Raw genomic sequence first — 18,945 nt, 5'->3', positions numbered from 1 at the left:
AAGCCCCCGCCGGTGAGGGCGGGGGCTAAGGTCTTGCCTGCTTGTTATCGGACGGAAGCGGGATACCCGCAAGGCGGCCACATCGGCGCGGCTAGGCGCGGCGCGGCGCGGCCTCGACCCGGATGGCCTTGAGCAACATGTCCCGCAATCTGCGCACGGGCGTCAGATGCCGGTGCGAATCGCAGGTTTCTGCATCGCAGCCTTCCATCAGCGTATCGACATGCGAGGCATGGGCGCCGATCTCTCCCCAACCAAAGGACTCGGCTGTCCCCGCAAGTCGATGCGCAACGAAACGGATCTCTTCCAGCGCCGTGTCGTTGGGCCCGACATGGGCCTGTTCGTCCAGGGCCGCAGTCAGACGTTCGCTGTATTCCGTCATCGTCGAGACGTAGCGAGGCCTGAGGCGGTCAATGGCCGCGCTTAGCTGACGCTGCGAGTTGTCCATTGCGTCCGATCCATTCCCAACCACAATTCGTAGGTTCCTGCTCATGCGATGCTCCAACTGCGGGCATTCGCATTGGCGGGCCGCATGCTTTCTGTCCGGTGATGCACCGACGCGAACGCGATATCGAGCGAACGGTCCACCGCCCCATGCGAGAACAGGACACCGATCCGCTGCGGCGTGCCGCCATGGAACGCGACCGTGCTGCAATCGAAGCTGCCGGTGAAACCCGCTTTCCACAGCGCAAGGCTGGCATCGCGGGCAATGTCCGTGCCGTCGAGGCCGGTTGCACTTTCAAGCTCGGCGATGAAGCAGCCGTTGCCGGCATAGGCGATCAGCGCATCGGGATGGCGCATCGCGCCTTTCAGCTTGCGCGTGGCCAGCGCCAGCAGCGACAGGAACTGGCCCTGCGGCAGCCGCCCGTACGCATGGTTCAGCCCGTCGAGCCGGAACGCCACCAGCGCGGTCGAAAAGAGCCGCGAGCGCGAAAGCTGCTTGAGGTAGTTCTTCATCGCGACGAAGTCGATCACGCCGGGGATCCCCTCGATCGCGATGGCCTCGTCGAAATCCATGCGCAGAGCCGCGGCGCTTTGCCCCGTCCCGTCCAGCATGTCGCCGCTCGCCGCGTCGCGCTTGGCGATAATCAGCCGTTCGGCCATCCGCATCCGCGACTGCAGCTCGTTCATGTCGAACGGCTTGGTGACATAATCGATGGCGCCGGCAGCGAACGCGTTGCGGATAAAGCTGCGCTCGGACCGGGCCGTGACCATGATCGCCGGGGTTTCCCGGTACTGATCGTGGCTCTTGATCCAGCTGCACAACGCGATACCGTTGGTTCCGGGCATCTCGATATCGAGAAAGAAGCAATCATACGGATGCTCGCGCTGAGCAATCGCGTTCATCGCCTCTTCGGCGCTGTTGACCGTCTCGATATTATAAGTTCCAAACGCGTCCAGACCGGCTTTGAGCAACTCGCACGCGATTTCATCGTCATCTACCACGAGCATACTCAGCCCTGTGGCCCGCCAGTCCGGAGCGGAATCGTACCTGTGATATGGTTTCATCGCGCCGGTTTCTCCTTCGCTTACTCAACATTGGTTGGCGAATGTGGCGCAAGTTTGGCGTGTTTTAAGTAATGTTTAGAACAACTGCTGGGTTGTGTGCGCAACTCGCGACGCTTATCGCAGGCTGTAACCGTGGCGGTGCGAGGCACGCGTCGATAACATGTATTTTTTCCGTTCCATCCAGAGTTTAGCCACATTCTTGTCCGAGAATATGTGACGAATCGTGGTGAAGCGATGTTTGCGAACAGACAAGGCAAAGACGGATAAACGACGAATGATCACTGCCCAAGAAAAGCCGAACTGTCGAAACTGTGGCGTGCCGATGCTGATCGTCGGGGGGGATGGGCGAATCGTCGATTGCTGTCACCTGCTAGAGCCGCTGTTTGACGGAACGGCGGACGAGATCGTCGGTCATCCGATTACCGATTTCCTGCCCAGCCTCACGCTTGCCGGTCTGGTCGAACAGGTGAACCCCGCCGCCGAGGACGCGGTGATGCGGGGCGTGCACGGGCGCGATCTCAAGGGGCGGGATCTCGACCTGTCGATGTATATCTGTCCCTTCGTCGACCAGGATGGCTCAACCTGCTGCTCCGTCGTGATCCGCGACATCAAGAACGAGGTGAAGACCGAGCGGCTTCTGCGCGACGAATTGCTGCTGTCGGACAGCGCGGTCCGAAGCGCACAGATCGGAGTGTTCGAATACTATCCCGAAACCCGGTCGGTGAAAGTCTCGCGTGTCTGGCGGGAACTGATGAACATCTTCGGCGGCGACTCGGATGAGGTTCAGGCGGAATGGCGCCGAAAGGTCCATCCCGACGACCTGCACCGCGCGCTAGACCCGGTCGAAAAATGTCTGGACGGTCGCGCCAGTCATGCGCATTCTGATTATCGTGTGCGCAGGTCCGAAGACGAGGCTTGGCGCTGGGTACGGGCGGGCGTCTCGGTGGACGAACGCGATACCGACGGCACGCCGATCCGTCTGACCGGAGCCATGACCGACGTGACCAATATGAAGGAATCCGAGAACAAAATCCGGCGCAGTGAGGAAACGTTGCGGTTGGCATTTGACTCTGCGCCGATCGGCAAGGCGATCAATGGGCTCGACCTGCGGATATTGCGGGCGAACCAGGCGCTGGCCGATCTGCTGGGTTACACGCCCGAGGAATTGTCGCAACTCAGCTTCAAAGACATCATCCGTCCCGAGGATTTCGAAAAGGCCTCGGCCCGGATCAGGCGCATGATCGCCGGTGAAATCGGCACCTATCAGATCGAGAAAAAGTTCGTGCGCAAGGACGGGTCAGAGGTCTGGGGCCTGATGATCGCGGGCGTGGTGCGTGACAGCGAAGGGCAGCCCATCGAATGGGTTCTGCAGATCGTCGACGTGTCCGAGCATCATCGCCTGTCCGACATGAAAAGCGAGTTCATCGCGACCGTCAGCCATGAATTGCGCACGCCCCTGACGGGGATTCTGGGCGCGATGACGCTGCTCAATTCAATGACCGCCGGCACGTTGCCCGAACAGGCGGCGCGGCTGCTCTATATTGCCGAGGAAAACGGCCACAAACTGCACGCGTTGATTGACGACATCCTCGATTTCGAGCGTTTCTCGAATGGCCGTGCCGCGTTCTCGATCAGCAAATGCGAGATCGTGCCGCTGCTCGAGGAAGCGGTGTTCTCCAACGAGCCGACCGCCAAGAAATTCGAAGTGGATTGCAGTATCGTCGTCGAGGACCGCTCGTTGCAGGCGTATTGCGATCCCAAGAAATTCCAGCAGGTCATGGCCAATCTTCTGTCCAACGCCGCGAAATTCGCGACTCCGGGTTCGACCGTGCGGGTGAACGCCGTCTCGTCGGGGGACAGCGTGCGGGTGAGTGTCATCAACGAAGGCCCCGGTATTCCCGACGACTTCCACGAAAGCGTGTTCAAGCCGTTCGCTCAGGCCGAGATGTCATCGAAGCGCTGCCGCGGGGGAACCGGGCTGGGCCTGAGTATCTGCAAGGAAATTGTCGAGCAATCGGGCGGCGCCATCGGGTTCGAGAGCGAGCCGGAGGGGCAGACCGAATTCTGGTTTACCGTGCCGACGGATCTGGCGCAGGCGGCTGAGTAAACAGCGATGCGGGCCAATTAACCCTGCCGACGAAATGAAAAAGAGCCGCAGCGCTGCGGCTCTTAGCTTGCGGCTTTGGCATGGGCGCGTTCGATCGCCCGGTCGAGGATCTTGCGCACCCGGTTTGCATCCCCTGCAACCGAGTTGATCGGATTGCTGATGGTGATTGAAGCCGACGGCAATTTCTTTTCCTGGTTCTGCGCGACTGCCCGGTCCAGAACCTCTTGGACCTGTTTCTCGATCTCGGCGGATTCGCGAATGCTCTCATCGCGGAACATCACGACGAAGCTGCCGCCGCCGCAATAGGCCAGCACGCTGTCTAGCGGGTCGAAGACCTTGCTGACGCTCTGGGCGATCTCGGCCATCAGTTCGAGAAACACCTCGGAGTCGCAGTCGCGGGCGATCTGATCGGCGTCGCGCAGGGCCACCGCAGCGACCTGCACCTGACCCAGCTTGCCGCGCGACAGCTGCATCAGGTAATTGACCAGCGCGGCGTAATCCAGAAGACCGGAAATCCCCAGAACCGGCGCAGAGCGCGCAAAGGCGGTCGCGTCGTCCTTGGCGGCTTGCTCGCCATCCTGTGCATCGCGCAGAGCCGCGACGATCTGTTCGGCGCTTTTCAGCCGCGCCCGCAATTCGAGCATGTCGATGGGCTTGGTCAGATAGTCGGTGGCGCCCGCACGGAAGGCCCGGTCGACATAATCGCGTTCGGTCATCGCCGTCAGCATGATGATCGGCGCGCGGGCATATCCTTCGACTTTGCGGATTTCGCCGCACAGCTCAATTCCGTCCATGCGCGGCATGCTGATATCGAGCAGAAGGCAGTCGAATTTCTGAGTTCCGTCGCGCACGGCCTCTAGCGCTTTGAGCGGCGAGTCAAAGGCGAAGACATCGCAGGGGTTGATTTCGTTGATGAACAGCTCGACCAGTTCAAGAATGAAGGGGTCGTCATCGACAACCGCGATCCGCATGTAGGGCTGATCGTCGTTTTCCGTGTCGGCAGCGTGGTCTTGGCCCAGACCAATAGTTGCTCGCTTCATGCTGTGATCCTTCTGATCCACGCCGGGGCCGTCTTTCTTAATCTGCGCTGGGCGAACAAGGATAATGCTGCAACAGAATACCTACGACGCCTTTCCCAATCCCATTGCATCTAGGATGCTTTGGGACAAAGTCATCGCATCGAAAGGCTTTCTTAAAAAACCGATCACGCCGGGTTCGCTTCCAATGCTCGTACTGGCGGAATCTGTCCGCCCGGTTAAAAATAGAACCGGAGTATCGGAACATGACTCGATCTCGCGCAATCCCTGCAAGACATCACGCCCCCCAAATTGGGGCATCATGAGATCAAGCAAGATCACATCCGGTGACAACGCTGCCGCATTGTCGATCGCTTCACGGCCGTTCGAGAACTGAAAAACCTCATTCCCGCCAATGTCCTGCAGGGCAATCCGCGAGATTTCCAGGACGTGAGGATCGTCATCGACCTGTAGAATTCGAAGTTTCATAGCTCCTTCCGGAACACGCTTTGACCGATGTTCTGTTACTGGGAACGCAAGGACGGTGAATACACGAACAATAGGTCACACCACTCACTAAAACGCACTGTAAAGCCACAACTCGGTGTGTAAAGGCGATTTTTCGCCGATCACCGCCCGCGCGGTGCGTGAAACGCAAACAAAAAGTTTCGCGGGTATACAACGCCCGGCTTCGCGCGCGGGTTGCCGGTGCTCATAGGCGCAGTCAGCCGTAGCCCGTTGCGGCGGGCCCGGGATTGCGGTTCAGCGGTGGAAGGAAGTGGTGGAGCTGAGGGGGATCGAACCCCTGACCTCGTCATTGCGAACGACGCGCTCTCCCATCTGAGCTACAGCCCCCACGCGGCGCTATTTGCGGTATCGCCGCGCGCGTGTCAAGGCCCCCGGGCGGGTCTGATACAGGAATTCCCGACCCCGGTTTTCGCTGTTTGCAGGTGCGGCGAAAACATTGCCCTCGCGGGGTCATGAGCGTATGGTCGGCGACTGTTGACCCAAGCAGGACACAGACCTGATGACGCTTCGCGCCCGGATCTCAGAAGACCTCAAGCAAGCGATGAAGAACAAGGATCAGCTGCGGCTTTCCACGCTGCGCCTGATCAATGCCGCGATCAAGGATCGCGACATCGCGCTGCGAGGCGACGGCGAAGACCGTGAAATGTCGGATGACGAGATTACCGCCGTCCTGTCGCGGATGGTCAAGCAGCGTCAGGAAAGCGCGCGCGCCTATGAAGAGGGGGGGCGGCTGGAACTGGTGGAACGCGAAGAGGCCGAGATCAAGGTGATCGAGACCTATCTGCCGCGCCAATTGTCCGCAGACGAGGTGAGCGCCGCGATCGAAGAGGTAATCACCGAGCTTGAAGCGGGATCGATTCGCGACATGGGGCCGGTGATGAACGCGCTGAAGTCGCGCTATACCGGCCAGATGGATTTCGGCGCGGTGGGCCCGCAGGTGAAAGCGCGACTCAGCGGCGCGGTGTCCTGACCGCTCAGGCGTAGGATTTCAGCCGGATCAGCAGCGCGGCCAGCGCCTCATGCAGCGAGTCGCGCTCGTCGGGCGTCAGGAAGGCGCCCAACTCGACCTCTCGCCCGCCGCCGCCCAGAATCAGGTAGTTCTCGACCGGGCCGCCCTTGGGGATCATGCGGATCGTCGCCCAGTGCGGATCCGCCTGCCATTCCTGCTGCGGGCCGCGCGGGTTCTTGCGGACCAGCGACAACCCTTGGCGCGAGAGGGTCATTTCCTCAAGGATCTGCCGGTCGCGCCAGTTGCGGTCGAGCCCGAACCACAACCCCCACAGCGCCAGTCCGGCAAAGGGCAACAGCCCCCACATTACCGGAGAGCCCAGCACCGCGATCAGCGGCAGCGCCAGAGTCGCCGCCGTCATGCCGATGGTCATGGCAAAGCCGCGCGGGTTCAGCGCGTTATAGGGGCGGGCGCTGAGCGAGGCCTCGGTCGGGGTGTGATAAGTCAGGGTATAGGGCATCGGGGAGTCAGCGGGGGCGAAGGGCGTCGAAAGAGACCATGACATGCTCGGCATAGGCCGGGCGCGCGCTAAGACGGTCGTAATAGGCCGCCAGTGCGGGCAGGTCGGGGCGGTCGAGATCCATCGCGTAATAGCGATAGAGCAGATTGCCCATGTGGATATCGGCCAGCGTCAGGGCCGGGCCCATCATGTAATCGCGATCCCGCAGCCGTGCGTCCGCGATCTGCAGCTTCTGGCCGATGGCGGTCATGGCGCGGGCGATAGCGTCGCTGTCGCGCTTTTCGGGCGGCAGGAAGGTCAGCGGGTAGAAGATCGAAAGCCCGAAGGGCACGTTCACATTGACCTTCGCCCATTCCGCCCAGCGATCGACATCGGCGCGCGCCAGCGGGTCGGCGGGCCAGAATTCCTCGGGCGCGTAACGGTTGGCAAGGTAGCGCACGATCGCCGCCGATTCCCACAGCGCAGGCCCGTCGCCATCCTTCAGCACCGGCACGGTGCGGTTTGGGTTCATGGCGATGTATTCGGGCGTATCGGTGCCGCCGAATCGGTGGCCGACATCGTGGCGCTCATAGGTCAGGCCCAGCTCGGCCAACGTCCAGGCCACGGATTGCACGTTCGACGAATCCCGGCGTCCCCAGAGTGTCAGCATTCGGTTTCTCCCTTGGCCGCCTTCACGCGGATGTCCCCTTGCCGCCAGTCACGACAGGCAGCGGCCGGGGGTATGGCGGCCTGTCTGCTCTATCACCTTTGGTGACGAATGTGGGGGGCTCAACGGAAAAGGGCCCCGGAGATGTCTCCGGGGCCCTTTCATGTCTGGTGGGCCTTGCCTCAGTGGGCGTGGCTGCGGTCCCAGTCCTCACGCTTCGGCAGTTGCTCGAACGTGTGCTCGGGCGGCGGCGAAGGCAGGGTCCATTCCAGCGTATCGGCGTATTCGTTCCAGTAGTTGTTCTCGGTCACGCGCTTGCCGCGGGTCAGCGTGTAATAGACCACGCCGATGAAGAACAGGAACGAGGCGAACGACAGGAAGGCGCCGATCGAGCTGACATAGTTCCACAGCGCGAAGGCTTCCGGGTAGTCGATGTAACGACGCGGCATGCCCTGACGGCCGAGGAAGTGCTGCGGGAAGAAGGTCAGGTTGGCACCGATGAACATGGTCCAGAAGTGCAGCTTGCCGGCCCATTCCGGGTATTGGCGGCCCGACATCTTGCCGATCCAGTAATAGATGCCGGCGAACAGCGCAAAGACTGCGCCCAGCGACATCACGTAGTGGAAGTGCGCCACGACGAAATAGGTGTCGTGATAGATCCGGTCCAGCGGAGCTTGGCTCAGCACGATGCCGGTCACACCGCCCACCGTGAACAGGAACAGGAAGCCGAAGGCCCACAGCATCGGGGTTTCGAAGCTGATCGACCCGCGCCACATGGTGGCGATCCACGAGAAGATCTTCACGCCCGTGGGCACGGCGATCGTCATGGTGGCCAGCATGAAGTAGGTCTGCTGGGTCAGCGACATGCCGACAGTGTACATGTGGTGCGCCCAGACGACGAAGCCCAGAGCGGCAATCGCAACCATCGCGTAGACCATCGGCAGGTAGCCGAAGACGGGCTTGCGCGAGAAGGTGGCGATCACGTGGCTGATGATGCCGAAGCCCGGAACGATGATGATGTACACTTCCGGGTGGCCGAAGAACCACAGGATGTGCTGGTACAGGATCGGGTCGCCGCCACCGGCCGGGTCGAAGAAGGTCGTCCCGAAGTTGCGGTCGGTCAGCAGCATCGTGATGGCGCCGGCCAGAACGGGCAGGGCCAGCAGGATCATCCATGCGGTGATGAAGACCGACCAGGCGAACAGCGGCACCTTGTGCATGGTCATGCCGGGGGCACGCATGTTCAGGAAGGTGGTGATGATGTTGATCGCACCGAGGATCGACGAGGCACCCGACAGGTGGACCGCGAAGATCGCGAAGTCCATCGAGAAGCCCGATTCACGAGTCGAGAGCGGCGGATACAGAACCCAGCCCGTCCCTGCGCCCCGACCGCCTTCGCCGCCCGGAACGAACAGCGACACCACGGCCAGCGAGGCGCCGGCGACATAGAGCCAGTAGGACAGGTTGTTCAGACGCGGGAACGCCATGTCCGGCGCGCCAATCTGCAGCGGCATGAAGTAGTTGCCAAAGCCGCCGAACAGGCCCGGGATGACGACGAAGAACATCATCAGCACGCCGTGCGCGGTCACCAGCACGTTCCACAGATGGCCGTTCGGCGTGGCGCACGAGCCGTCATCGGCCCATTGCGAGCACATGTACTGAACGCCCGGCTCCATCAGCTCGAGACGCATGTAAACGGTGAAGGCCACCGCGACGAAACCGACGATCCCTGCCGTGAACAGGTAAAGGATGCCGATGTCCTTGTGGTTGGTGGACATGAACCAGCGGGTAAAGAACCCGCGCTGGTCTTCATGTCCGTGGGCGGCTGCGTTGGCCATTCGTTGCTCCCGTTCCCTTGCGAACATTTTTTCTCACGCAATCTTCGCCCGTGAATCGTAAGACCCCGGCAAAGACTTGGTCCCGTTCTAGAATGCTCGTGCTGCGGCGGCAATGTCCCTGATGTCGCAGAGTGGAAAAATTTGATGCAAGTCAAGGACCGCTCGCGCGGCTGTGACGGGGGCGAAGGGAGGATGGGCCGAATCACGCTCTGTCCCGGCGACACCCACGATTCGGCGGCAAGCGGGCGGAATTCCCTGCGAAACGGCGTTCGCGATCACAAATTGGGCGCTTCGCTGAAACATTAAGGTCAGCAAGATTGACATATATCCCGGCCCGGTGCCTTGTCCGCCAGACAACGCCGGAGAATGACGATGGATTGGCAAAACGTGCTCGCAGCTCGCAACGGACGCATGAAAGCATCCGAAATCCGCGAACTTTTGAAACTTCTGGATCAGCCCGACATCATCTCGTTCGCGGGCGGCATCCCCGATCCGGCGCTTTTTCCCACGGAAACCTTCCGCGACGCGATGTCTGCGGCCCTGACCGGCCCCGCGGCGGGTGCCGCGCTGCAATACTCGGTGTCCGAGGGGTATCTGCCCCTGCGCGAATGGATCGCCGGGCAGATGGGCCAGATCGGCATCCCCTGCAGCGCCGATGACGTTCTGATCACGTCGGGGTCGCAACAGGCGCTCGATTATCTCGGCAAGCTGATGCTCGATCCCGGCGACACCGCGCTGGTGACATGGCCCGCCTATATGGGCGCGCTGGGGGCCTTCAACGCTTATGAGCCGCGTTATGACCGGCTCGACCCCAAGGGCAACCGCCCCGGTTCGGACATCGCGCAGGCGGCGCGGGCCGGGGGAGGGCGGGTGAAATTTGCCTATCTGTCCGCCGATTTCGCCAATCCCACCGGCGAGACGCTGGACCGCTCGGGACGCGAGGCGCTGCTAGATCTGGCCGAAGAGCTGGATATCGCGGTGATCGAGGACGCGGCCTATCAGGCGCTGCGCTATGATGGCGCGGCGATCCCGCCGATTCTGGCGCTGGAACTCGCGCGCAAGGGCGATCTGCAGCAATGCCGGACGATCTATTCGGGCTCGTTCTCGAAAGTGCTGTCGCCGGGCTTGCGGGTGGGCTGGGTGGTGGCAGCGCGGCCGGTCATCCAGCAGCTGGTGCTGATGAAGCAGGCCGCTGATCTACATTCGCCGACGCTTAACCAGATCGCCACCAACCATGTCGCCCGCGCGATCTTCGACGATCACGTCGCGATGCTGCGCACGACCTATGCCGCGCGGCGCGATGCGATGCTCTCGGCGCTCAGGCGCTACATGTCCGAGGGCGTGCGCTTCACCAAACCCGAAGGCGGCATGTTCGTCTGGCTCACTTTGCCCACGGGCATGGACGGCGCCGATCTGCTGGCGCAGTCGCTGAAGACGGAAAAGGTCGCCTTCGTCCCGGGACGCGCCTTCTTTGCCGATGGCTCGAACGGCAACACGCTGCGGCTGAGCTTTTCCTGCGCGGGCGAGTCGATGATCGAAGAAGGGATGAAGCGGCTGGGCCGCCTCATCCGCGCCGATCAGTCGTACAGCACCTCGGTATCGGTCAGCGAAAGCGACGCGATGGTGCAGTAGGGCACGAGGACATCCTGCGTCTCTCCGCCCGCCCAGACGATGCGGGTCCGGTGGTCGCAGGCGCCGTCCAGAATCCCCTGCAGATCCATGGTTCGGCCGATGCCCGGTTGCATCGGCTGATCCAGCAGGTTCTCGGTGTAATTGCCGCTGTCGAGTTCGACCGCGAAGGCAATCATCACCCGGCTGGAATCGTTGAACAGGTTGAAGCCGGACGGGTCGCCGTGAAGATCCTGCGCCAGCGCCGGCAGCGCCGCAAAACAACAGGCGGCCGCAAGGCCGAGCAGATGCCGCGATGCGGCCTGAAACGATGTCATGAAAGGGCTTCCCGGCCGCGAAAGGCGGCAGCTCGTACAGTAGCGGTGTGTGCCCGGCGGCCCTAGCATAAACGGCGCCGCGGCGATCACTCGCGTCAGCCAGCCTTGCAGGCGATGTCTTCGGCAAAGACCTGATCGAATTGCCGTTTCAGCGCCACGTCCAGATCCGTCATCGTCACCGGCAGGCCCAGATCCACCAGACTGGTCACGCCATGCTCGCGGATGCCGCAGGGCACGATGCCGTCGAAATGCGACAGGTCCGGTTCGACATTGATCGAGATACCGTGGAAGCTGATCCAGCGGCGCAGCTTGATGCCGATCGCGGCGATCTTGTCTTCGCGCACCGAGCCGTCGGCATTGGGGGCCTTGTCGCGGCGCTCGACCCAGACGCCCACGCGCCCCTCGCGCCGTTCGCCGGTGACGTTGAACTCGCCCAGCGTGCCGATCACCCAGTCTTCCAGCCGGTGCACGAAGCAGCGCACGTCGCGCCCGCGCTTGTTGAGGTCCAGCATGACATAGGCCACGCGCTGACCGGGGCCGTGATAGGTGTATTGCCCGCCGCGCCCGGCGGTGAAGACCGGGAAACGGTCGGGTTGGGTCAGATCCTCGGCGCGGGCCGAGGTGCCGGCGGTATAGAGTGGCGGGTGTTCCAGTAGCCAGATGGCCTCGTCCGCGTCACCGCGCGCGATCGCCGCAACACGCTCTTCCATCGCCGCCAGCGTCTCGGCATAGGGCTGAAGCCCTTCGAGCACCGTCCATTCCATGCGCTGAACTTTCCCTGATCGCCGATTGAACCTTCGGGCGCAAAGTAGCGACAGACGGAAAAGGATCAAGCAAGCGCGCCGCGAAAAAGGCCGCCCGCATGACAAGGAGGGATCATGTTTCAACTCAGTCAGACGACTTTGGCCGCCGTTCTTCTGGTGGCCTCGCTCGCCGCGTTGCCGGTGATCGCCGCATGGCCGGTGTGAATACACCTTATTTTATTCACCGGCCCTGCAGACATTGCTTGGCGCAAGCCGCAAGCCGGTGCTAGCCTGCTCGCCATACAGTTGTTTCGTTCGGGATGCTTATCATGACCTCTAAGATTTTCACCACTACAGCGCTTGTCGCCGCGCTTGTCGCCACCAGCGTCGAACGCGCCGAAGCCCAACGCAGCCTTGCCGCCGGTGTGCTGGGCGGGATCATCGGCGGCGCCATCATCGCAGGCGCCGCACAGTCGCAACAGCGCACCCGTGTCGTGCGTCGCACGGTCGTCGTCGACAGCGCGGCCCGTCAACAGGCCCGCGAGATTCAGACCGCGCTGAACCATTTCGGCTGGAATGTCGGTGTCGTCGATGGCTCGCTGGGGCCCAATTCGCGCAACGGCATTCGCAATTACCAGACCTATCTGAATTTCCCCGTTACCGGCCAGTTGCTGGAATTCGAACGCCTCGTGCTGGTCACGGCTTACCAGCGGGCCATCGCCGGGGGGGCCGAAGTGTCGCGCATCTCGTCGCGCCATCGCGACGGCGTGCGCGGTCTTCTGGAAACCGTCCGCGACGAGATGCGCGGCGGCGGCTCGCGCAGCGCCGGGGCCTATGGCCTGCCGCCCGAAGTGGCCGATGCGGTCGATACCATCGCCGAAAGCTCGGACCCGTCGGCAGAACAGCTGGTCACGCGCTCGGGCTTCGTCCAGCTCAGCGATCTCAACGGCGACGGGCGCACCGACTATATCATCGACACCTCGGTCACCGGCTCGGCCTTCTGGTGCAACGCACAGGCCTGCACCGTGCAGGTCTTCGTCTCGACCCCCGACGGCTATGCGCGCAACGACTTCCAGTCGAACGACGCGACGCCCGCGGCCTTTGACTGTCTGCAATCCGCCTGCCGGCTGAGCGAGGGCGCGACAGTCGCCGTCTCGGCCCCGGCCATGCCGCAGGGAACCGCCCCGGCGGGCACGCTGGCCGCCCCGGTCGCCGCCGCGCAGCCGATGGTCCCCAATCCCGGCGCCAGCCCGGCGGCCGGTGCGACAGCCGCTGCGACGCCCACGCGTCCCAGCTTTCTGGGCGGCGGCGCGCGCGCGCAATCGGCGTCGCTTGCCTCGCATTGCAACCGTGTGGGGCTCGTGACATCGGCCAATGGCGGCTACAGCGATCTGGGCAACATGACCGACCCGGTCTTCACCCTGAACGAACAGTTCTGCGTCGCGCGCGGCTATGCCATCGCCGATGGCGAGGCGCTGATGACCCAGCTGGGTGTGACCCCGGCCAGCGTGACCGGCGATTGCGAAACGCTGGGACAAGAGCTTCAACCGCAGGTTTCCGCCCTGTCGCTGCAGGCGCGCGACGTCGTGCTGGGCGCGACGACGCAATGGATGCTCGGCTCGGGCATGAGCACCACGGATCTGGCGACCTATGCCCGGATCTGCCTGTCCTCGGGCTATTCGGCGGACAATCTGGATGTTGCCATCGCTTCGGCTCTGGTCCTGTCGGCGCTGGGCGAAACCGCCTATGGCGAGCTGCCCGCCCATCACCTGATGCAGGGGATCGGCGCGGTGCAGCGGCGTGATCTGGCGTCGGAATGGTTCAACGCGTCGGTGCCCGTTTCGCTGACGACCGAGGTCGCGTTCCAGCCCGGCCCGGCCTCGCGCAACCAGCTTGTGCTTCAGGCGCTCGCCGCCGCGTCGGGCGAGACCCCGGCACCGATGCGCGCCGCCGTGCCGCTGGCCCCGGCGGTGCCCGCGGCGCCGACGGCCCCCGCAGCGCCCAGCGGCAAGTAACGCCGAACGCTCAGAACACGGATCGAGGCCGGGCTCAGAAAAGCCCGGCCTCTTTCGCTTCGGGCAGATAGGTGCGGCTGACCGGGATCTCGCGCCCGTCCGACAGTGTCAGCACGCCCCGCGCGCCATCGCGGCGGCTTGCGCGTACCTGATCCAGCGCCACCCAATGCGAGCGGTGAACCTGCAATCCGGCGCAGCCCTCGGCCTCAGTGATGGCGTCGCCCAGCCGCATCAACAGCATCGCGCGGCCTTTCGCGGTGACGATCTCGACATAATGGTCCTGTACCGACAGCGAGATCAGCGCGCCACGCTTATCGAGGGGCAGCCGGGCCAGCAGCCTTGGGGCTTGCGGGCCGGTCTGGGCGGGGGCAGGGGGGCTGTCATCCGCTTGATCCGGGTCGATGTCGCGATAGCCCCAAGTGAAGGCTGCGGTGATCAAAACGGCAATCGGGACGGTCGACAGCAACAGGGCGGAGGTCTCGCCCGCCGCGAAGATCGATTGGTTGTAGACCAGCAGGTTGATGACCGCGACCTCGGCCGTGGCGAGAAGGGCCGCGACGACGCTGCCCGCGATCCAAAGCGCCATCCTGCCGAACCCGCGCGCGCGCAAGGCGAAGACGACGGTCAGGCAGGCCAGCCAGCAACTGGGCAGCGTGATCGCGACGATCGCCACCCAATAGCCCAGTCGCGGGACGAAGGTCAGCGAATCGATCGTGCCGAAAGGCCCCGAGATACCCAGTGCCGCGACAACCGCCGCGATGATCACCAGCGATGACGGGCGCGAGAGCACGCGGCGCAGGTCGTCATAGGCAAGGTGCAGCGGGTTTTCGGACACTTGGTTTTCTCCGGAGGGACGCGACTCGGCGAGCATTCACAGGCGGGGCGGATATCGTTTCGGACCGGACCCAGAGACACGACGCGGCCCCCTAATGGCAAGCCCGCGCTGCCGCCAACGACCCGTCCATGTGGCGCTTTGGCACGGCGCAGGTGGGCGTGCGACCTGCGCAAAAGGCTTGCGAAGGCCCCCGCGCCGCGTGTTGAGCAGAAATGCGCAAAAGGGGCCGATTTCCCTCTTCACATCCCGGAACGAACCGGCTAAACGCTGCGCACCAATCCAAGTGCGGTCGTGGCGGAATTGGTAGACGCGCAGCGTTGAGGTCGCTGTGGGCTAACCCCCGTGGAAGTTCGAGTCTTCTCGACCGCACCATTTTCCCCTTTGTGAATCAGGGTTTCCGAGCAGTTTGTCCTGCATGCCGGAAGTCGATTCGCCTGCATCCCGCCACAATTTCGGTCCATGTTCCTGCAAATGACGGGAATGATGCGCCTATTGTCGCCTTTGGGCGTCGATTGCGGGAATGGGCGGTTTAACGCTTGAATTCAAGTGGTCGGGCCGTTTTACTCAATCACAAGAACAAAAAAGCACTTCCACAGGGGGAAGCTAAGTGTCAGAAACACGCACCGACGGTTTCGTCGTATTCGATCGTGTGCAAAAAAGCTATGATGGTGAGACGCTTGTCGTCAAAGACCTGAACCTGAGCATGCCGAAGGGTGAATTCCTGACGATGCTCGGTCCGTCCGGGTCGGGGAAGACAACCTGTCTCATGATGCTGGCGGGCTTTGAAACCGCCACCCATGGCGAAATCCTTCTCGACAACAAGCCGATCAACAACATCCCGCCGCACAAACGCGGGATTGGCATGGTTTTCCAGAACTACGCGTTGTTCCCGCATATGACGATTGCCGAGAATCTCGGTTTTCCTCTTGAAGTGCGTGGGATGGGCAAGTCCGAGCGTGAGGGCAAGATCCGCCGCGCGCTGGACATGGTTCAGATGGGCGATTTCGCCAGCCGCCGTCCGGCACAGCTTTCGGGCGGTCAGCAGCAGCGTGTCGCTCTGGCCCGGGCGCTGGTTTTCGAACCTGAGTTGGTGCTGATGGACGAACCGCTTGGCGCGCTCGACAAGCAGTTGCGCGAGCACATGCAGTTCGAGATCACCAACCTTGCGCACACGCTGGGCATCACCACGGTCTATGTCACCCACGACCAGACCGAGGCGCTGACCATGTCGGACCGCGTGGCGGTGTTCAACGACGGGCGCATCCAGCAGCTTGCCCCGCCTGAGGATCTGTACGAACGCCCCGAAAACAGCTTCGTGGCGCAGTTCATCGGCGAGAACAACAAGCTCGAAGGCGTTATCGAAACGATCAACGGCAATCGTTGTACGGTGCGGCTTGACGATGGCAGCGTGATCGACGCGCAGCCGGTCAATGTGACCAAGTCTGGCGAGCGCACGCGGGTCTCGATCCGCCCCGAGCGGGTTGAATCGAATCCCGAGCGTCTGGCGTCCGACGCGCACCTGATCGACGCCGAAGTGCTGGAATTCATCTATATGGGCGATACATTCCGGGTTCGGCTGCGCGTTGCCGGGAATGACGACTTCATCATGAAGTATCGGAACGCTCAGGATCAGGGCCGCTATTCGCCGGGTCAAAAGATTCAAATCGGATGGCAGGCCGAGGATTGCCGTGCGCTCGACGCCTGACGGCGCGGCGCGTGGGAAACTCTTGCCGATTCCTTGCCCGCAGGACGGCTTGCGACAACAGCGGGCAACTCGACTAGGGAGTACTTCAATGAAACTCAAGACCACAATGATGGGGGCCGCCGGAGTCCTCGCGCTGACCGCTGGTGGCGCGTTCGCTCAGGACATGGCCAACGAAATGACCATCGTGTCCTGGGGCGGCGCTTACCAGCAGTCTCAGATCAACGCCTATCACGAGCCCTATCAGGAAATGCACCCCGAGGTGCAGATCATCACCGACGAAAGCTCGGCTGATGCCGTGGCCCGCATGCGCGCGATGTTCGAAGCCAACAACGTGACCTGGGATCTGGTCGACGTGGTTGCCTCGGACGCGATGCGCCTGTGCGACGAAGGTCTGGCGATGCCGATCGACGCCGACGAAGTTCTGGCCGAAGCGCCGGACGGCACCTCGGCGTCGGAAGACTTCGGCGACATGATCGTCTCGGAATGCTTCATTCCGCAGATCGTGTATTCGACCACCTTCGGCTACCGCACCGACATGGTGCCCGAGGGTGCCGAGGCGCCGACCGATGCCTGCGCCGTGTTCGATCTGGAAACCTATCCGGGCCGCCGCGCGCTTGAGCGTCGTCCGATCGGCAACATGGAATGGGCGCTGCTGTGCGACGGCGTGGCCATCGAAGACGTCTACGACATGCTTGAGACCGACGAGGGCGTCGAGCGCGCTTTCGCCATGCTCGACACGATCAAGGATGAGACCATCTGGTGGACCGCCGGCGCCGAAACGCCGCAGCTTCTGGCCGATGGCGAAGTCTTCATGGGGTCGACCTATAACGGTCGTCTGTTCTCGGCCATTGCCGAGCAGGACCAGCCGATCGGCATGGCCTGGGGCTACCAGATGTTCGACCTGGACGGTTGGGTGATCCCCGAGGGTCTGCCCGAAGATCACCTCGCTCGCGTGCTGGATTACCTCTATTTCGCGACCGACACCCAGCGTCTGGCCGATCAGGCCGCCTATATCTCGTATGGTCCGGCCCGCACGTCGTCGGCGCCGCTGGTTGGCGATCACGCCGAGCTGGGTATTCCGATGGGTCCGCACATGCCGACCGCGCCGGATAACCTCGAAGGGGCGTTCCTGTTCAACTACACCTGGTGGGCAGATTACCGCGACGAGATGGACGCGCGCTTCCAGGCCTGGCTGGCCCAATAATAAAGTGAACTGGTACCGGCCTCGGTCCGAGGCCGGTACCTGACCGATGCACCGGCGCCCGAGCGACTTCGCTTGTCCGGGCGCCGACCCTGACAGGGACCCGAGGATGAGCTCCAGCGATACCAAACCGGATATGCTGTCGACACACGACGGTGAGCCGCTCAAGAAAAGCCTCGGTCGCGCATTGCGCCGACAAAAGATCCGCGCCTTGCTGCTGATCGCGCCGCTTCTGGCGTTCGTTATTCTGGGCTTCCTGATGCCGATCGGCTCGATGCTCACGCGCTCCATCGACAACGAAGTGGTCGAAGAGATCATGCCGCAGACCGTCGCGGCGCTCGAGAGCTGGGACGTCGACAGTACCGAATTGCCGCCGGAAGAAACCTTCCGCGCCTTGGTGGCCGACCTGCAGGTCGCTGCCGAAAACCGCACAGCGCTGACCTTCGCGCGGCGGATGAATTACGAATTGGCGGGCTTCACCACGATGGTGCGCCGCGCCCAGCGGTTGGTCCGCCGGATCGATCTGGAAACCGACGGCCCGTTCCGCGACATGATGATCGAGTCGCATGAAGGCTGGGGCGAGCTGGAAACGTGGCGCGCGCTCAAGGCGTATTCCTCGTCTCCGACCATCGGGTATTACCTGTCCGCCGTGGACCGCACGATGGTCTCGGGCCATATCGAGCCGCTGCCGGATGATCGGTCTATCCACCTGATGCTGTTCTGGCGCACGGCGTGGATGTCGGGGCTGATCTGCTTCCTGGGGCTGGTTCTGGGCTATCCCATCGCCTTCCTTCTGGCGAATGTGAAAGAGCGCTACGCGAACCTGTTGCTGATCATGGTTCTGTTGCCCTTCTGGACATCCCTTCTGGTGCGGACATCGTCCTGGAAGGTGCTGTTGCAGGAACAGGGCGTGATCAACCAGACGCTGGTCTGGATCGGACTGGTGGCCGACGACAACCGGCTGACGATGATCAACAACAAGTTCGGCGTGATCGTGGCGATGACACAGATCCTGCTGCCCTTCATGATCCTGCCGCTGTACTCGGTGATGAAAACCATCCCGCCGAGCTATGTCCGCGCGGCCAAGAGCCTTGGCGCGAATGACTGGACGGCGTTCTGGCGGGTCTATTTCCCGCAATCGATCCCCGGTATCGGCGCGGGCGCAATCCTCGTCTTCATCATGGCGGTGGGCTACTACATCACGCCCGAACTGGTGGGCGGCCCGTCGGGCATGTTCATCTCGAACCGGATCGCGCACCAATGGTACGTCTCGGGCAACTGGGGGCTGGTCGGCGCTCTGGGCACGATCCTGCTGGTGGCCGTGCTGGTGCTCTACTGGGTCTACGACCGCGTGGTCGGCATCGATAACGTCAAGCTGGGGTAACGACAC

The 18,945-nt window shown here is 62.7% G+C and carries 17 protein-coding genes and 2 tRNA genes; 8 read left to right on the top strand and 11 right to left on the bottom strand.

All coding sequences use genetic code 11. The features are described from left to right. Positions 1 to 91: 91 nt before the first annotated feature. Entirely contained in the window at positions 92 to 445 is a 354-nt protein-coding gene (locus JI664_RS13135) for an Hpt domain-containing protein (RefSeq protein ID WP_207014210.1), read from the bottom strand. Positions 446 to 486: 41 nt separating this feature from the next. Further along, positions 487 to 1,443 carry a response regulator gene (locus JI664_RS13130; RefSeq protein ID WP_207014209.1) on the bottom strand — a complete coding sequence of 319 codons (957 nt, stop codon included), beginning with the start codon at positions 1,441 to 1,443 and terminating at the stop codon, positions 487 to 489. 337 nt (positions 1,444 to 1,780) lie between these two features. Here JI664_RS13130 and JI664_RS13125 point away from each other — a divergent pair, with 337 nt between their 5' ends. Beyond that, positions 1,781 to 3,613, top strand: a complete 1,833-nt coding sequence (locus JI664_RS13125; RefSeq protein ID WP_207014208.1) for a PAS domain S-box protein — start codon at positions 1,781 to 1,783, stop codon at positions 3,611 to 3,613. A 62-nt stretch (positions 3,614 to 3,675) separates the two neighbouring features. Here JI664_RS13125 and JI664_RS13120 read toward each other — a convergent pair whose 3' ends face one another. From JI664_RS13120 to JI664_RS13110, 3 genes are all read right to left on the bottom strand, one after another. Beyond that, on the bottom strand, positions 3,676 to 4,653 hold the full coding sequence (locus JI664_RS13120) for a response regulator (RefSeq protein WP_207014207.1): 978 nt from the start codon (positions 4,651 to 4,653) through the stop codon (positions 3,676 to 3,678). Positions 4,654 to 4,734: 81 nt separating this feature from the next. Continuing rightward, on the bottom strand, positions 4,735 to 5,118 hold the full coding sequence (locus JI664_RS13115; RefSeq protein ID WP_207014206.1) for a response regulator: 384 nt from the start codon (positions 5,116 to 5,118) through the stop codon (positions 4,735 to 4,737). Between the two features lie 290 nt (positions 5,119 to 5,408). After that, positions 5,409 to 5,484 (bottom strand) — tRNA-Ala (locus JI664_RS13110). A 172-nt stretch (positions 5,485 to 5,656) separates the two neighbouring features. Here JI664_RS13110 and JI664_RS13105 point away from each other — a divergent pair. Then, positions 5,657 to 6,127: a GatB/YqeY domain-containing protein gene (locus JI664_RS13105; protein WP_207014205.1), complete on the top strand. Its 471-nt coding sequence runs from the start codon at positions 5,657 to 5,659 to the stop codon at positions 6,125 to 6,127. A gap of 4 nt (positions 6,128 to 6,131) precedes the next feature. Here the strand turns inward: JI664_RS13105 and JI664_RS13100 are convergent, their stop codons facing one another. From JI664_RS13100 to ctaD, 3 genes are all read right to left on the bottom strand, one after another. Further along, positions 6,132 to 6,626: a DUF2244 domain-containing protein gene (locus tag JI664_RS13100; RefSeq protein WP_207014204.1), complete on the bottom strand. Its 495-nt coding sequence runs from the start codon at positions 6,624 to 6,626 to the stop codon at positions 6,132 to 6,134. A gap of 7 nt (positions 6,627 to 6,633) precedes the next feature. After that, positions 6,634 to 7,275 (bottom strand): glutathione S-transferase family protein, encoded by a 642-nt coding sequence (locus JI664_RS13095; RefSeq protein WP_207014203.1) that lies wholly within the window; start codon positions 7,273 to 7,275, stop codon positions 6,634 to 6,636. Between the two features lie 179 nt (positions 7,276 to 7,454). Beyond that, the gene (gene ctaD, locus JI664_RS13090; protein ID WP_207014202.1) at positions 7,455 to 9,110 is read right to left on the bottom strand and encodes a cytochrome c oxidase subunit I; all 1,656 of its coding nucleotides are present in this window, start codon (positions 9,108 to 9,110) and stop codon (positions 7,455 to 7,457) included. A gap of 372 nt (positions 9,111 to 9,482) precedes the next feature. On the opposite strand from ctaD, the gene JI664_RS13085 reads away from it, so the two are divergent. Then, positions 9,483 to 10,742 carry a PLP-dependent aminotransferase family protein gene (locus JI664_RS13085; RefSeq protein ID WP_207014201.1) on the top strand — a complete coding sequence of 420 codons (1,260 nt, stop codon included), beginning with the start codon at positions 9,483 to 9,485 and terminating at the stop codon, positions 10,740 to 10,742. On the opposite strand, the gene JI664_RS13080 is transcribed toward JI664_RS13085, so the two are convergent. Beyond that, the gene (locus tag JI664_RS13080) at positions 10,688 to 11,056 is read right to left on the bottom strand and encodes a hypothetical protein (protein WP_207014200.1); all 369 of its coding nucleotides are present in this window, start codon (positions 11,054 to 11,056) and stop codon (positions 10,688 to 10,690) included. The genes JI664_RS13085 and JI664_RS13080 overlap by 55 nt on opposite strands. Before the next feature lie 95 nt (positions 11,057 to 11,151). Beyond that, positions 11,152 to 11,874 carry a lipoyl(octanoyl) transferase LipB gene (gene lipB / locus JI664_RS13075; RefSeq protein ID WP_286174091.1) on the bottom strand — a complete coding sequence of 241 codons (723 nt, stop codon included), beginning with the start codon at positions 11,872 to 11,874 and terminating at the stop codon, positions 11,152 to 11,154. Positions 11,875 to 12,128: 254 nt separating this feature from the next. Between lipB and JI664_RS13070 the strand changes: the two genes are divergently transcribed. Further along, entirely contained in the window at positions 12,129 to 13,814 is a 1,686-nt protein-coding gene (locus tag JI664_RS13070; RefSeq protein ID WP_207014198.1) for a peptidoglycan-binding domain-containing protein, read from the top strand. Positions 13,815 to 13,848: 34 nt separating this feature from the next. Here JI664_RS13070 and JI664_RS13065 read toward each other — a convergent pair whose 3' ends face one another. After that, positions 13,849 to 14,649 carry a LytTR family DNA-binding domain-containing protein gene (locus JI664_RS13065; protein ID WP_207014197.1) on the bottom strand — a complete coding sequence of 267 codons (801 nt, stop codon included), beginning with the start codon at positions 14,647 to 14,649 and terminating at the stop codon, positions 13,849 to 13,851. 285 nt (positions 14,650 to 14,934) lie between these two features. Between JI664_RS13065 and JI664_RS13060 the strand changes: the two genes are divergently transcribed. From JI664_RS13060 to JI664_RS24030, 4 genes are all read left to right on the top strand, one after another. Next, a tRNA-Leu gene (locus JI664_RS13060) sits at positions 14,935 to 15,021 on the top strand. A gap of 235 nt (positions 15,022 to 15,256) precedes the next feature. Beyond that, positions 15,257 to 16,354: an ABC transporter ATP-binding protein gene (locus JI664_RS13055; RefSeq protein ID WP_207014196.1), complete on the top strand. Its 1,098-nt coding sequence runs from the start codon at positions 15,257 to 15,259 to the stop codon at positions 16,352 to 16,354. 88 nt (positions 16,355 to 16,442) lie between these two features. Beyond that, positions 16,443 to 17,558, top strand: coding sequence for an extracellular solute-binding protein (locus JI664_RS13050; RefSeq protein WP_207014195.1), 1,116 nt, complete (start codon positions 16,443 to 16,445; stop codon positions 17,556 to 17,558). Between the two features lie 106 nt (positions 17,559 to 17,664). Beyond that, a complete protein-coding gene (locus JI664_RS24030) occupies positions 17,665 to 18,939 on the top strand; it encodes an ABC transporter permease (protein ID WP_286174079.1) in 1,275 nt (424 codons plus the stop codon). Positions 18,940 to 18,945: the final 6 nt, after the last annotated feature.

The sequence above is a fragment of the Rhodobacter sp. NTK016B genome (assembly GCF_017303295.1).
Classification (GTDB): Bacteria; Pseudomonadota; Alphaproteobacteria; order Rhodobacterales; family Rhodobacteraceae; genus Pararhodobacter.
Note: the sequence above shows the minus strand (reverse complement) of the source record. Positions and strands in the feature narration are given on the sequence as shown.